Below are 13632 nucleotides of genomic sequence, written 5' to 3'. Positions count from 1 at the left end.
ATCCATTTCAATAATGGAAATTCGTAATCGATACACAAACTATTCGTCATATGGATGATCTGCGTCGTATCGACCTCAATCTGCTGCTGACGCTGCATGCGCTGCTGGCGGAGCGTCACGTCTCCCGTGCGGCCCTGCGACTGCACCGCAGCCAGCCGGCGGTGAGCCATGCACTGGCGCAACTGCGCGGGATCTTCGACGACCCGCTTTTAGTGCGGCGCGATGGCGGGCTCGTCCTCACGGCCCGGGCGCTCGAATTGCAGCGCCCGCTCGAAGATGCGCTCGATCAGTTGCAAGGGCTGCTGCATGCGCCGACATTCGATCCGCGCCGGGCACGGCGAACGTTTCGCGTCGCGTTGTCCGACTATGGTTCCCGCGTGGCGCTCCCCGCACTCACACGCCGGCTTCGCGAGCGCGCGCCCGGCATCGATATCGCTGCCACGCAGGCGAGCCGCGAGGCGATGCTCACGCAATTGCTCGATGGCGAAATCGATCTCGCGCTAGGGGTGTTTCACGACTTTCCGGGCGAATTGGAGACGTTGACGTTGTTCGACGAGTCGTTCGTCTGTCTGGCGGATCGCGCGACGTTGCCTGCGCGTGGCCATCTGACGATGGCGCAATGGATCGCCCGGCCGCATGTGCTGGTCGCTATGCGTCCGGGGGCGGACAACGAGATCGATCAGGCGCTCGCGGCGTTAGGGCACGTGCGACGCGTGGCCGTCACGCTCCCGCACTGGAGCATCGCCCCGGAGTTGATCGCGGGCACGGACCTTGTGCTGACGGTCGCCGAGCGCGCGGTGGCGCACCTGCGCCACGAGCGGAAATTGCGGCGCTTCGCCGCGCCCTTCGCCATTCCCCCCTTCCCGTTTCAGGCCGTGTGGCACACGCGACGCGATGTGGACCCCGCGCACCGCTGGCTGCGCGAACAGATCGTGCAGGTCTGCTCGAACGGGCAATGACGAGACCTCGACCGTCAGCGTCCCGGTCCGGCGAGCAAACCATCGATCTGGCGCACGAACGCCGGACGGTCGTACTTCACGATAGCTATCCCACGACTTACGTCATTGCCAGCGATTACGTCCCTTGTGCGGTCAGCGACGTCACCAGATCCAGAAACGCGCGCGTCTTGGCGGGCGGATGGTGACGCGACGGATGGTAGGCATAGAGCGGGAAATGCTCGTCGGGCCAGTCGGGAAAGAGGTTGACCAACTGGCCGCTCTCGCGCCAGCCTTCCGTGCCGAAGCCCATCACCTGGGCGATGCCGTAGCCCGCCAGACAGGCGCTAAGCAACGTGCCGGCGTCGTTGACGACGAGGCGTCCGTTGGTCGGCACCACGAGTCGTTTGCGCTTGCGGTGAAACTCCCAGGCGAAGGGGCGTCCCGTGCGGGGGTCGCGAAACTCGATGCAGGTGTGCGCCTCCGACGACAGGTCCTCCGGCGTTAAGGGACGACCACACCGCTTCAGATAGGCCGGAGACGCGACCGTGTAGATCGGCGTGTCGAGCAGTTTGCGCGCCACGAGCGTGGAATCCGGCGGCACGCCGAAACGTACCGCCAGATCGAAGCCGTCGGCAATCATGTCGCCGAGACTGTCCTTCGTGATCAGTTCGAGATGCAGAGCCGGATGTTGCGCAAGAAACGCTTCGAGACTCGGCCCGAGAATCAGACGCGAGAAGAACGGATCGATGTTCACGCGCAACCGGCCGCGCACTGCCGTCGCCCCACCCGATGCCGTCGCCGCAGCATCTTCCAGCCCCGCCAGCAACGGGGTGACCTGTGCATAGAATCGCCGCCCTTCGTCGGTGAGCGAAACCACGCGTGTGGTGCGGTCGAACAAGCGAATCCCCAGTCGCCCTTCCAGTCGCGACACCGCACGGCTCACGCCCGGCTGCGACATATCGAGACGCTCGCCCGCCGCCGCAAAACTTCCCGCCTCCACGATCGCTACGAACACGCTCATGCCGTTGAGCATGCGTTCATCGAATCCGGCCATGATTCTCTCCCCCGGCGTCAGACGCCAAATCAGATGCAAGATCAGACACCCACATCAGATGCCAAAACGGCATCAATCAAATGACATTCATGTTATCGCGAAATGTCTATCATCTCACGACAATAGCGACCAGCGCGGTAGGGACCGCGATCTCTTCAAGGATTCGAAATGTACGTCATTACAGGAATTACCGGACAAGTGGGCGGTGTCGTCGCACAAACGCTGCTGGACCAGGGCGACGCCGTGCGAGCCGTCGTACGCAGCGCTGCCAAGGGCGCCCCGTGGCAAGCGCGTGGCTGCGACGTCGCCATCGCCGAGGTGGCCGATGCCGACGCCCTTACCCGCGCCTTCACCGATGCGCAGGGCGTGTTCGTTCTGCTGCCGCCGCACTTCGACCCGTCGCCCGATTTCGCCGAATCGCGCGCCAATATCGCCGGCGTCGTCAAGGCGCTGCAAACCGCCCGCCCGGCGCGCGTGGTCTGCCTGTCGACCGTCGGCGCACAAGCCACGCAGCCCAGCCTGCTGTCGCAACTGTCGTTGCTCGAACAACATCTCGGCGCGCTCGACCTGCCGGTGACGTTCCTGCGCGCCGCATGGTTCATGGAAAACGCGGCGTGGGACGTCGCCCGCGCCCGCACCGACGGCGTGCTCGAAAGCTATCTGTCGCCGCTCGACCGTGCGATTCCCATGGTCGCGACGGCCGATGTCGGCACGACGGCGGCACAGTTGCTGCGTGAGCCGTGGGAAGGGAAACGCGTCGTGGAACTGTGCGGCCCGGAACCGGTGTCGCCGGCATTGCTCGCCCAGGCGCTGGGTCGTGAGCTGGGTCGCGATGTCGTCGCACACGTCATTGCGCGCGACGAATGGGAAGCACGCTTCCTCGCACAAGGCATGCGCTATCCCACACCGCGCATGCAAATGCTCGACGGCTTCAACGAAGGCTGGATGACGTTCGAAGGCACGCCGCGCCGCGGCACGACACCGCTGGCCGATGTCGTGAAAGCACTCGTCGCTTGCCAGTAAGGCGCGCTCTGGTCGACACTGGGGGCACTGCAACGCGTGCGGCCGCGCAGACGGCCGGCGCAGCGTGCTCTCAGGGAGCGACCAATGGCGAACGGCAAGCACCTCAGCACTGCAAAGAAACAACGATGGGCCACGCCGGAGGCCCGGCTGGAACGACTCACGCGCGAACGCGAGCGCAAGATGGCGCGCTCGCCTCATGCGTATGTCCGAGGCAGCACCGTGCGGTTCTACGAATGGCTGGACGAGGCCGACGTCAATCTGCCGCAGGGTCCTGCCATCTGGATCTGCGGCGACTGCCACACCGGTAATCTCGGCCCGCTGGCGGATGCTCACGGTCACGTCGACGTGCTGATTCGTGATCTCGATCAGACCGTCGTCGGCAATCCCGTTCACGATCTGATCCGGCTCGCCCTTTCGCTGGCGAGCGCCGCACGCGGCTCGGCCCTCTCCGGGCTGACCATCATCCACATGCTCGAAGCGCTCACGCAGGGCTATATGTCGGCGTTCGATCGCGAAGCTGACAACGCGTCGACCGGCGGCGAGAAGCCGCCGAAGACGCGCCCCCGCAAAGGCAACGGCAAGACGAAGCGCAGCAAGACCGACGACGCTCGTCCGGAAGCCGTCGACCTCATCATGCGGCAGGCGGTCAAGCGCTCATGGAAACATCTGGCGCTGGAGCGTATCGAGGACATTCGTCCCAAGATTCCGCTGGGCCGACGCTTCTGGCCGTTGAGCCGCACTGAACAAAGGCAGATCGAAGCGTTGTTTCAGGTCGATGCCATCGCGAGTCTTGCAACGTCGCTGCGCGGGCGTCCCAATGACGGCGCGGTCGAAGTGCTCGACGCCGCCTACTGGGTCAAGGGATGCAGCTCGCTCGGCCGCCTGCGCTACGCCGTCTTGCTCGACGTGGACGGCGGCGTCGTGCAGGGCGACGACCTCTGTCTGATGGATCTGAAGGAAGGCGTGAAAGCGGCCGCGCCCCGCTATGCCGGGTCGCGCATGCCACGTGACAACGCCGAGCGTGTCGTGAAAGGCGCCCGGCACCTGTCGCCGTCGTTGGGAGAGCGCATGCGGGCGGCACGTCTGCTCGATCGCTCGGTCGTCATCCGTGAACTGCTCCCGCAGGACCTCAAGCTCGAGATCGAGACGCTCACCCGACACGACGCCGCCGAAGTCGCGCACTACCTCGGGCGTGTCGTCGGTCAGGCGCACGCACGGCAAATGGACGACGCCACCTGCCGCGCATGGCTGGCCGATCTGCAACGCAATCGCTCGAAGACCATCGACACGCCGGTCTGGCTCTGGAACAGCGTGGTGCAACTCACGAGCGAACATGAAGCCGCTTACCTCGAACACTGCAAGCGAATGTTCTCCGCAGAATCCTGAGCGCGTATCGCGCCGACGTGACACTCGCATCAAGCGTCGGCGCGCACCGCCTCGGTTCATCAGAACATCGAATTGCCGCTGACGGTCTTGGCCGGGGTCTGTTGCGAGACGTCCCAGTGCTCGACGATCTTGCCCTTCTCGAGACGGAAGATGTCCACGATGGCGATGGGCAGATCGCCCGGATGCGGCACCTTGCGCACGTGCAGGATCACGAAATCGCCGTCGGCGAAGGCCCTTACAATGTCGCTGTGCGAGTCCGGCTGATTCTTGCGCAGAAATTCCAGAAACTTGCCGAACCCCTCGATGCCGTCGGGCGCATTCGGATTGTGTTGAATGTACTTGTCGCCGAGGTACTGACGCGCCGCTGCGAAGTCCTTGCGGTTGAGCCCCGCCTCGTAGAACGCGAGCACGGCCTGCTTGTTCGCAGCCAACTGCGCCGCAGAAACGGATGGGGCGGTACTTCCCGACGCGCCCAGCCCTTCGGTCGCCGCTGCCGAAATCGCGGAACCGGGCAACGGCGCCATCCCCTCCGCCGCGTAGGCCGCAGGCGCTGGGACGGTGAAGGCGGCGGTCATCGTGGCAGCCACGGCGAACCACGAGGCAATCGATGTTTTCATAGCGTTTCGCTTGTCTGTTTTGTCGGAGATAGCCTGAAATAAGGCGATGACGGAAATCAGCTTAGCAGTTCGTACGGTCCACCGCGCATGAGGGCACGTCGATAAGCGTCGCGCGCGTGGATGCGTTCGAGGAAATCGACGATGGCGGGCCAACGCCCCCGGGCATCACCCCGTGCCGCCACGGCTTCCAGCGGGAAACTCATCTGAATGTCGGCCGCGCTGAACTGGTCGCCGACGAACCAGCCGGTCCTGGTCAACGCATCGTTGACGTATCCGAAATGCAACGCCAGTTGAGGGTCGACGAAGCTCGACTGCAAGGTGCCGCTGATCTTGCGCGCGATAGGACGCACGAAGAACGGCATCGGCGCGCTGGCAATACGCAGTGCCACCAGCTTGAGCAGCAACGGCGGCATGGCCGAGCCTTCGGCGTAATGCAGCCAGTAGGTCCATTGCAGCCGTTCGGGCGTATCACGTGGTGGTGCGAGACGTCCCTGACCATACCGGTCGGCCAGATACTCGATGATGGCGCCCGATTCCGCCAGCGTCAGATCGCCGTCGGTGATGACCGGCGACTTGCCCAGCGGATGCACGCGGCGCAACGCGGGCGGCGCGAGCATAGTCTTCGGATCGCGTTCGTAGCGTTGCAGCTCGTACGGCACCTCAAGCTCTTCGAGCATCCACAGCACGCGCTGCGAGCGGGAGTTGTTCAGGTGATGGACCGTCAGCATGGTGTCTGGCTCCGGCGGGAAATCCGCACGCCATTGTCGCCTTAATGACGGGTTTACGGGTACGCTTGTTCATCGTCCGTGTGCGCGAACGCATCGCGGGCTTTCGACAATCCCTGACGTCCTCGTGGCGTCTCATCCCGTTCTCGCTCATGGACCGAATCGACGCCATGAAAGTCTTCGTCGCCATCGTCGACGAAGGCAGCCTCGCCGGCGCCGCCCGGCGTCTCGGACGCTCGGCTGCCGCCGTGAGCCGCGCCATCGCCTATCTGGAAACCCACACCGGCACCGCTCTGCTCCATCGCACCACGCGAACGCTCCGGCTCAGCGCCGCCGGCGAGCGTTATGCCGCCGCCTGCCGGCGCATTCTGCTCGATCTCGACGAAGCCGATGTCATCGCCGCCGGGGAGCGATCCGACCCACGCGGTCAATTGACGATCTCCGTGCCGCTCGCCGCCGGCGAAACTTTCATGCGCGAGATCGCCGACGCTTTTATCGAGCGCTACCCCGACGTCATCGTGCGGCTGCAACTGAGCGATCTGCCTGTCAACCTGATCGACGAAGGCGTCGATGTGGCAGTACGTGTTGCCCATCTGCCGGACTCGTCGCTGGTGGCGACACAGGTCGGCGAAGTGCGCCGCATCATCGCAGCCTCACCGGAATATCTCGCCACGCACCCGCCCATCGAGACGCCCGCCGACCTGTCGAAGCATCGCATCGTCTCCATGACGTATTTCGGCATCGACTCCTGGCGTTTTCCGCCCACGGGTCGCGGCGCCGTGCCGCAGATCGTTCAGTTCACGCCACGACTGATCGTCAACTCGATTCGTGCCGCGATCGCCTCCGTGGTCGCGGGACATGGCGTGGCACGCATGCTGACGTACCACATCGTCAAGGAACTGGAAGACGGTACGTTGACGATTCTCTTGCAGAACTACGAACATCCGCCCATGCCGGTGCATATCATCACCCCGCAGGGACGACTATCCGTGCCGAAGGTACGCGCGTTCGTGGACTTTGCCGTGCCGCGTCTGCGCAAGCATTTTTCGCACGTCCACAAGCTCGCGGCGGGCAAGGCCTGACAGCGACGCGCGAGCGCAAGCCACCGTCATTCGTACGCGGCGCGGAAGAATGACTTCCGGCGCACGCCCTTTTTCCGGCCCGTTGCCGCGACCTACACTGGCTCCATCGCTTTTGCGCGCCGTACCGGCCAAAGCCGGGGACGGCGCAGCGTCCCCGGAGTCAACATGTCCAATGCAGTACTCGGCGGCACCACGACCGCCCCCTTCAACGCCTGGCGCGCCACGCTGTCAGCCGCGTGCGCCAGCCTCATCGGTATCGGCTTTGCCCGCTTCGCCTACACCGCCCTGCTGCCTGCCATCATCGGCGCGCACTGGTTCGCGCCTGCCACGGCGGCCTATCTCGGTGCCGCCAACCTCGGGGGTTATCTCGCCGGGGCGCTGGGCGCACGGGTGCTGGCGCGCCATGCGCCGAACGTCATCGTGCTGCGCGCCATGATGCTGCTCGCCGCGCTGGCGTTCTTCGCCTGTGCGTGGCCTATCTCGTTTCTCTGGTTCTTCGCGTGGCGCTTTGCGTCGGGATTCGCGGGCGGGGTGCTGATGGTCATGGCGGCGCCCTCGGTGCTGGCCCACGTCGCGCCGTCGCGACGCGGCATCGTGAGCGGCGCGATCTTCGCGGGGTTGGGGCTCGGGATCGCCGCCTCCGGCACGCTCGTGCCGCTGCTGTTGCGTCAGGGACTGGCGCAGACATGGATCGGGTTGGGTGTGCTCTCGCTGCTGCTCACGGCAGTGGCGTGGCGCGGCTGGCCCGACGGCGCACCGGCCACCGCCGCCACGGCGCATCCGAAGCACCGTGCAGTCGCACCGCTCACGCTACGCTCGCTTTACGTCGAATACGCGCTGAACGCCGTCGCGTTGGTGCCGCACATGATCTTCCTCGTCGACTATGTCGCACGGGGTCTTGGCAAAGGCCTCGATGCCGGCGCGAATTACTGGGTGCTGTACGGCCTCGGGGCCATCGTCGGCCCGATATTCGTCGGTCACCTCGCCGACCGCATCGGCTTCGCGCGCGCCTTGCGAGTCGCTTACGTTGCGCAGATGTGTGCCGTCGTGTTGCCCGTGCTAGGACTCGGACTACCCGCCCTGATCGTCTCCAGCTTCGTGATGGGGGCGTTCACACCCGGCATCGTGCCGCTCGTGCTCGGTCGTGTGAACGAACTGCTCGCGCACCATCCTGCGTCGCAAAAGGGCGCGTGGAGCACCGCGACGACCAGCTTCGCCACCTTGCAGGCCGGTGCGGCCTACGGACTGTCGTTCCTGTTCGCAGCGACCTCCGGCAACTACTCGCTGCTATTTATCGTCGGCGGCGTCGCCATGGCTACCGGGTTGGTCGTGAACATCGTTGCCGGGCGCATGGCGCGCGCCTGACGCGCAGAGGTCGTCGCCGCAGGGGTCAGGCTTCGTATTCGATGCGGTAAGCGCCCTTCTGTTGCCGGATGCTTGCGAAGCCGAGTTCGCCCAGGTGCATCCCGGCGATCAGGAGCCGGTCTGCACTGACCCGGTCGAGCAGCCTCGTTCGCGTGGCCGCGGCGAGCGATGTGTCCTGATCGAAGGCAATCGACACGTCCGGGCGCTGAATCTGGATGTGGGGAAAATGTACGATATCGCCCCAGACGAGCAAGCCGGCGTCGCGAGACTCGACGAGGTACCCCGTATGTCCTTCGGTGTGCCCCGGCAACGACATCGCGCGGATGCCGGGAAGCACCTCACCGGCGTCAAACATGCGAAGCCGCGCGCGATAGCCATCGAAGACCTGTCGCGCGATCCGGAAGTTGCCCTGTGCCCGCTCGCTGGCGCGGGCCAGATTGGCATCGTCCTCCCAGAATGCCACCTCGCGCCGGTCGACGACCAGTTCCGCATTCGGAAAGGCGACCTCACCTTCTGTCATCAGTCCGCCGACATGATCGGGATGTGCATGCGTGAGGAGCACCGTATCGATGTCGGCAGGCTCGATTCCGGCGAGCAACAGATTGCCCTTGAGATGACCGCCCCACTGCTTGATGCCACCGGCGCCGCCATCGATGAGCACCGTGCGACCGGCCCCTTGCACGACATAGCAGTTGATGTGGATGGCGGCAGGCGCCTGCTCTCCGGCCTCCTCCTGGATACGCCCGGCTTCCGCAGTGTCGATGTTCGAAAGAAAATCGAGACTCGCAGTGAGATAACCGTCGCTGATCGCCGTGACGGTGAAGTCGCCGACTTGCTGGCTGGGGAAGGTGTGAGGGGGCACCATTGGGCTCCTGATATCAGTTTCGTTCACGCTTGTCTTCCGGCGCACGCCGGCGAGCGCTCGTCAGTTGGTCGCTCATCGGCGTATAGAGATCCACGCTTTCAGGAGGACGCGCGTACTGCCGTGCGTCATGCGCCGGCAATACCGCGAGCCAGCGAGACGTCGGACTCTTGTCCAGCGCCACCGCATGCATGGCGAGCGGCTTGAGCCCCATGTCGATCAACGGCGCCGGGCCGAGCGAGCACAGCGCCAGCCGCTCTCCCGTCTGCACCGCCGGGGCCGGACCAATGTCGCTGTAGAGGTTTCGGTGCCAATCGGTGATGTGCTGCTGCCATCGCGCAAAATTTCCGCCACCTTTGCGGCGATATTCGTCGCCGGTCAGCACATCCAGTCCGTAGACGGTATGGATGGCAAGGTAAGCCGGGCATCCGCCAGTCATCGCCCTGAAGCGTTGCGACGTGTGAAAACCCGTCACGGAAATGAGGGCAGGCAGCTTTTCAAGGCTGTAGAAGGCGTTCCATTCCGCCTCGCTCGCCGCGTCGGCGAAGTTGCATTCCACGGTGTAGATCATGAGGTTTCGTCGTTCCCGGAAGGCGCGCATCCGTTGGTGAATCGCGCGTTCTCATTGCATGAACGTAATGCTAATCTTGCGCTTTACCCGGTCATAGCGACTAAACGTCAGGCTTCATTGATGTTTAATCAAGCTGACGTCATGCATTCACCCAGCGAGACGATTTCCATGCGACGCAAGATTCCGAGCCATTCCGCCCTTCTCGCGTTCGAGGCGGCGGCCAGACACGGCAGTTTCGCGCGAGCCGCCGACGAACTGGCCCGTACGGAAGGCGCCATCAGCCGACAGATCGGACGACTGGAGGAATTTCTGGGGGTGACGCTGTTCGAGCGGATCGGCAATCGGGTCCGTCTGTTACCCAACGGGACGCGATACGCCGCGCAGGTCGGCGAGATTCTGGATCGACTTGAGCGAGACAGTCTGTATCTGATGGGCCAGCCGGCCCAGGGGGCGAGCATCGATATCGCTGCCACGCCGACGTTCGCCACGCGCTGGCTGATCCCTCGACTCGGGCGCTTCACGCAGTTGCATCCGAACGTCACGGTGCACATCGCAGAATGCATGGCGCCCTTTCTGCTGGCGGGCAGCGGGTTCGATGCCGCTATTCATTTCGATCATCCGGCATGGGCGGGCATGCATGTGCATCACCTGCTCGAAGAGGTGCTGATTCCGGTATGCAGTCCGGCACTGCTGGCGCGGGCCGGTGAATCTGTGTCGCTGGACAGCTTGCCTCGCCTTCACCGACGGCAGCATCCGGACGCCTGGCAAACCTACGCACAGGCTGTCGACATTCCGCTGTCCAATTCCGCCATCGGCGCGCGCTACGATCTTCATTCCATGCTGATCGAAGCCGCCCTCGCCGGGTTGGGCGTCGCCCTGGTGCCGCACCTTTATGTTGGCGCAGAGCTGGCGCAAGGGCGATTAGTCGCGCCCTGGCCGAAGGACAAAGCCGTATCGAAGCACTTTTGCCTGGTGCTGCCCGAGCCGATTGCGCTGAGTCAGGGGCCAGTGCAGGCGTTTGCCCACTGGCTGCTCGACGAGGCCGGCGAAACGCGCTCGTGCTGACGCGCCCACGGCAAACCGCACGTCATGCCATTCGCCACGCCCTACCGCCATGCCGCGCTCAGCATCACCCCACCGGAGACGATCAGCATCGTATCGAGCAGCCGCTGAAACACCGATGGCGAGATGCCGAGGACAAAACGCTTGCCGAGCATCGTCCCGAGCATCAAGGTCATGCCGACGATCAGGCCGTTGATCCACGCGGCGGCAGGTAACGCGCCGAGTCCGGAGAACATCAGCACTTTTGCCACGTAGATGAAGACGGAACTGGCCGATTCCGCGCCGAGGAAGGCGCCGCCCGATAAGCCGTAGGCCGCAAACGCCGGAACGCTGAGCGGTCCGGTCGAGAGCACAATCCCGGTGAGGAACCCGATGACGGCGCCAACGACAGCCAGTTGCCAGAGCGACAACCGCCATTGACGCCGTTGCAGGTAGTGGCGCGTGGGCACCATCGCGATGAAGAATAGCCCTAGCGTGATATCGACGACGGTCGACGGCAGAATCCATAGCGTCTTCGCACCGAGCGCGGCGGCCGGAGCACCCGGCACCGAGTAGGCGCAGACCGCACGCCAGTCGATCTCACGCCACCACGCCAGTACCTTCGAGATGTTGCCGAAGACGGCAGCCACCGCCATGATCGGCACGGCCTGCTTCGGGCCATACGTGTAGACCAGCACCGGCAACAGCATCATCGACGAACCCGTGCCGACCACCCCACTCACCGCGCCGGCCGCCGTCCCCACGATGGCGATCATCGCCATGCCCCATGCGTGCCCCGCCAAGAATCCTTCCAGCATTCATGCCTCGCCGTTTTTCGCTGCTGATGTTTCGCTACTGATGTTTCACTGCTAATTACTGCCCTTGGTCTTTTCTCGCCACGTGGTTTCGCGTGGTAACCCGCGCGCTTCGTTGGCACGTGTGGCCAGAGCCGCCACAATAAAGCATGATCATCGCTCACACCATCGATAAAATCGTCGCTCTTCCGTGATAAAAAGTCACAGATCGACGATTGGGTCGCATCAAGTCGCATTAGGAGGATTCGGGATGTCGCGTCAGCTACCGCCGCTACACGCGTTACGCGTGTTCGAGACAGCCGCCCGTGCGCAGAGCCTGAGCGCTGCGGCACAGGAACTGTCGATCACCCACGGGGCCGTGAGCCGTCAGATCGCGCTGCTCGAAGCGTGGCTCGGCCAGACGTTGTTCGTGCGTCAGGGCCAGCGCAACGTCGCAACGGACCATGCGCGCGCGTTCGCCGCCGAGATCAGTGCGGCGTTCGACCGCATCGGCGACGCCGCGCTGCGCTTCGGCAAGGCGCCACGCACGCGCGTGGTCCGCGTCAACGCCCAGACTACGCTCGCCATGCATTGGCTGATCGCCCGTCTGCCGGCGTTTCATGCCGCGCAACCCGACGTACAGGTCGTCGTCACCACATCAAGCAGCGGCGACGCGGCGTTTCGTGGCGGGTTCGATGTCGCCCTTCGCCGCGATCCGCCGCCCCGTCCCGAGTGGGAACCGTATGAGAGAACTGTGCTGTTCACCGAACGCGCGACCGTCGTCGCGGCCCCTTCGTTGCTGGAGGCGTCGCCTTTGCGTCGTTTGAAAGATCTTGCGAAGCACAACTTCGTCGCCACGCAAACACGCGTGGGCGCATGGGAGGAGTGGCTGAGTGCGGCGGGTGTGCCCGCACTGCGACCCGTGCGATTCCATCGTTTCGACCACTATCACGTGAGCTTGCAGGCGGTCGTGGATGGTTTGGGCGTGGGGATCGGCTGCCTGCCGACACTGAATCGCGAACTCGCCGCCGGACGCCTCGCCATGCCGTTCCCGGACATTCAGGTCGACGGCGCGACCTACGTCACGCTCGTGCCGCGCGACGCCGACAAGTCCAGACCGTTACGGGATTTCCTCGCATGGGTGCATGCCGCAGCCAGCACGCCTGTCGGGGACGTCGGCACCGAAGCAAAGACTACGCGCCCGGCCCGACGCTCCACTTCCCGGGCGACACGCCAAACGCGCGGCGGAAGTACCGGGTGAAGTGCGAGAGATCGTTGAAACCTTGCGCCAGCGCGACATCCGTTGCCGATGCCCCGGCACGCAACGCGGGCAATGCGCGGACCAGTCGCAACTGATTGCGCCAGGCATGAGGCGCCAGCCCCGTCTCGCGGGAGAAAAGACGTGCGGCGTGGAACGGAGAAAGCTCGACCGCCTCGGCCAGCGCCGTAAGCGACAACGACTCGGTGAGATCGGCGGACAGGCGCGCCTTCATCGTCTCGACGCGTACCGCGTCGCGATGCGTCGCCAACGCCGGCACCCGGGCCTGCGCATGCCGCACCAGCATCATCGACACCGCCTCGATCAGCACGCTTTCCGCCAGTAGCGGATCTGCGCCGAGCTGAAGCAGTCGATGCGCCTCTAGCAGCCGGTACATCGCCTGAGCGTCGTAGATGACGTTCTCGCCGAACCACGGCATGGCATCGCCAATGCTGTCGTGGCCGCCATTGCCACCCTGCGCGGTTGACACCGCAATCGGCCCGGCCAGCGGATTGGCGAGCTGCCGATGCACGCCCTGCACGAAGCCGACGGGCAGATAGAACACCCGATATCGCCAGCCGAAGTCGGTCTCGCGCGCGCCGGTGTGCACCTCGCCGGGATGGATGATGGCGACCGAACCCGCATCGGCCACATGCTCGCCGCCCCGATAGGCATAGCGTTCGGCGCCCGCCACGATGCAGGCGAACGTGTACGCATCGTGCCAATGCGGCGCGAAGGTGTGATCGTTGTACTCGGCCGTGAGCATGTCGCCCCCGGGAACGAGCGACGAGCGCCAGTACAAAGGGGCATTACGGAATGGCTGGAACGGCTGAAGGGGCTGAAATACGGCATCCATGGCCGTCACTTTACACCGGGCGACGCACGACCGTCCGCCGCCCGATACCGTTGGGATATC

At 64.6% G+C, this 13632-nt stretch carries 13 protein-coding genes and 1 pseudogene; 7 read left to right on the top strand and 7 right to left on the bottom strand.

Translation table 11 applies throughout. The features are described from left to right. Positions 1–50 precede the first annotated feature (50 nt). Positions 51–959: a LysR family transcriptional regulator gene (locus C5N93_RS23090; RefSeq protein WP_150720324.1), complete on the top strand. Its 909-nt coding sequence runs from the start codon at positions 51–53 to the stop codon at positions 957–959. Between the two features lie 115 nt (positions 960–1074). Here C5N93_RS23090 and C5N93_RS23085 read toward each other — a convergent pair whose 3' ends face one another. Continuing rightward, positions 1075–1992, bottom strand: coding sequence for a LysR family transcriptional regulator (locus C5N93_RS23085; protein ID WP_242561069.1), 918 nt, complete (start codon positions 1990–1992; stop codon positions 1075–1077). A gap of 168 nt (positions 1993–2160) precedes the next feature. Here C5N93_RS23085 and C5N93_RS23080 point away from each other — a divergent pair, with 168 nt between their 5' ends. Continuing rightward, a complete protein-coding gene (locus C5N93_RS23080) occupies positions 2161–3015 on the top strand; it encodes an NAD(P)H-binding protein (protein WP_242561068.1) in 855 nt (284 codons plus the stop codon). A gap of 15 nt (positions 3016–3030) precedes the next feature. After that, positions 3031–4401 (top strand): annotated as a pseudogene (locus C5N93_RS23075) (DUF2252 family protein); the annotation flags it as partial. Positions 4402–4460: 59 nt separating this feature from the next. On the opposite strand, the gene C5N93_RS23070 reads toward C5N93_RS23075, so the two are convergent. Beyond that, on the bottom strand, positions 4461–5018 hold the full coding sequence (locus C5N93_RS23070; RefSeq protein WP_347403323.1) for a nuclear transport factor 2 family protein: 558 nt from the start codon (positions 5016–5018) through the stop codon (positions 4461–4463). A gap of 56 nt (positions 5019–5074) precedes the next feature. After that, positions 5075–5746, bottom strand: a complete 672-nt coding sequence (locus C5N93_RS23065; protein WP_242561066.1) for a glutathione S-transferase — start codon at positions 5744–5746, stop codon at positions 5075–5077. Positions 5747–5895: 149 nt separating this feature from the next. Here C5N93_RS23065 and C5N93_RS23060 point away from each other — a divergent pair, with 149 nt between their 5' ends. Together C5N93_RS23060 and C5N93_RS23055 are read left to right on the top strand one after the other, a co-directional pair. Further along, on the top strand, positions 5896–6825 hold the full coding sequence (locus tag C5N93_RS23060) for a LysR family transcriptional regulator (RefSeq protein ID WP_242561065.1): 930 nt from the start codon (positions 5896–5898) through the stop codon (positions 6823–6825). A gap of 165 nt (positions 6826–6990) precedes the next feature. Next, on the top strand, positions 6991–8190 hold the full coding sequence (locus C5N93_RS23055) for a YbfB/YjiJ family MFS transporter (RefSeq protein ID WP_242561064.1): 1200 nt from the start codon (positions 6991–6993) through the stop codon (positions 8188–8190). 25 nt (positions 8191–8215) lie between these two features. On the opposite strand, the gene C5N93_RS23050 is transcribed toward C5N93_RS23055, so the two are convergent. After that, positions 8216–9052, bottom strand: coding sequence for an MBL fold metallo-hydrolase (locus C5N93_RS23050; RefSeq protein ID WP_242561390.1), 837 nt, complete (start codon positions 9050–9052; stop codon positions 8216–8218). Between the two features lie 16 nt (positions 9053–9068). Further along, positions 9069–9623 (bottom strand): sugar ABC transporter, encoded by a 555-nt coding sequence (locus tag C5N93_RS23045; protein WP_242561063.1) that lies wholly within the window; start codon positions 9621–9623, stop codon positions 9069–9071. A 168-nt stretch (positions 9624–9791) separates the two neighbouring features. Here C5N93_RS23045 and C5N93_RS23040 point away from each other — a divergent pair, with 168 nt between their 5' ends. Further along, the gene (locus tag C5N93_RS23040; protein WP_242561389.1) at positions 9792–10688 is read left to right on the top strand and encodes a LysR substrate-binding domain-containing protein; all 897 of its coding nucleotides are present in this window, start codon (positions 9792–9794) and stop codon (positions 10686–10688) included. Positions 10689–10729: 41 nt separating this feature from the next. Here C5N93_RS23040 and C5N93_RS23035 read toward each other — a convergent pair whose 3' ends face one another. Continuing rightward, positions 10730–11482 carry a sulfite exporter TauE/SafE family protein gene (locus C5N93_RS23035; RefSeq protein WP_242561062.1) on the bottom strand — a complete coding sequence of 251 codons (753 nt, stop codon included), beginning with the start codon at positions 11480–11482 and terminating at the stop codon, positions 10730–10732. 247 nt (positions 11483–11729) lie between these two features. Here C5N93_RS23035 and C5N93_RS23030 point away from each other — a divergent pair, with 247 nt between their 5' ends. After that, positions 11730–12719 carry a LysR substrate-binding domain-containing protein gene (locus C5N93_RS23030; RefSeq protein ID WP_242561061.1) on the top strand — a complete coding sequence of 330 codons (990 nt, stop codon included), beginning with the start codon at positions 11730–11732 and terminating at the stop codon, positions 12717–12719. Here the strand turns inward: C5N93_RS23030 and C5N93_RS23025 are convergent. After that, positions 12652–13572 (bottom strand): AraC family transcriptional regulator, encoded by a 921-nt coding sequence (locus tag C5N93_RS23025; protein WP_242561060.1) that lies wholly within the window; start codon positions 13570–13572, stop codon positions 12652–12654. The two genes, C5N93_RS23030 and C5N93_RS23025, sit on opposite strands and share 68 nt — an antisense overlap. Between the last annotated feature and the right edge of the window lie 60 nt (positions 13573–13632).

The organism is Pandoraea sp. LA3 (assembly GCF_022696215.1).
GTDB lineage: Bacteria > Pseudomonadota > Gammaproteobacteria > Burkholderiales > Burkholderiaceae > Pandoraea > Pandoraea capi.
This window is presented reverse-complemented; position numbering and strand designations above follow the sequence as displayed.

Excerpts from the sequence above, each read along its gene's own strand:
- C5N93_RS23070 (WP_347403323.1), bottom strand. The coding sequence starts at position 5,018 with ATGAAAACATCGATTGCCTCGTGGTTCGCCGTGGCTGCCACGATGACC.
- C5N93_RS23090 (WP_150720324.1), top strand. The coding sequence starts at position 51 with ATGGATGATCTGCGTCGTATCGACCTCAATCTGCTGCTGACGCTGCAT.
- C5N93_RS23055 (WP_242561064.1), top strand. The coding sequence starts at position 6,991 with ATGTCCAATGCAGTACTCGGCGGCACCACGACCGCCCCCTTCAACGCC.
- C5N93_RS23040 (WP_242561389.1), top strand. The coding sequence starts at position 9,792 with ATGCGACGCAAGATTCCGAGCCATTCCGCCCTTCTCGCGTTCGAGGCG.
- C5N93_RS23080 (WP_242561068.1), top strand. The coding sequence starts at position 2,161 with ATGTACGTCATTACAGGAATTACCGGACAAGTGGGCGGTGTCGTCGCA.
- C5N93_RS23085 (WP_242561069.1), bottom strand. The coding sequence starts at position 1,992 with ATGGCCGGATTCGATGAACGCATGCTCAACGGCATGAGCGTGTTCGTA.
- C5N93_RS23060 (WP_242561065.1), top strand. The coding sequence starts at position 5,896 with ATGGACCGAATCGACGCCATGAAAGTCTTCGTCGCCATCGTCGACGAA.
- C5N93_RS23025 (WP_242561060.1), bottom strand. The coding sequence starts at position 13,572 with ATGGATGCCGTATTTCAGCCCCTTCAGCCGTTCCAGCCATTCCGTAAT.
- C5N93_RS23030 (WP_242561061.1), top strand. The coding sequence starts at position 11,730 with ATGTCGCGTCAGCTACCGCCGCTACACGCGTTACGCGTGTTCGAGACA.
- C5N93_RS23065 (WP_242561066.1), bottom strand. The coding sequence starts at position 5,746 with ATGCTGACGGTCCATCACCTGAACAACTCCCGCTCGCAGCGCGTGCTG.
- C5N93_RS23035 (WP_242561062.1), bottom strand. The coding sequence starts at position 11,482 with ATGCTGGAAGGATTCTTGGCGGGGCACGCATGGGGCATGGCGATGATC.
- C5N93_RS23045 (WP_242561063.1), bottom strand. The coding sequence starts at position 9,623 with ATGATCTACACCGTGGAATGCAACTTCGCCGACGCGGCGAGCGAGGCG.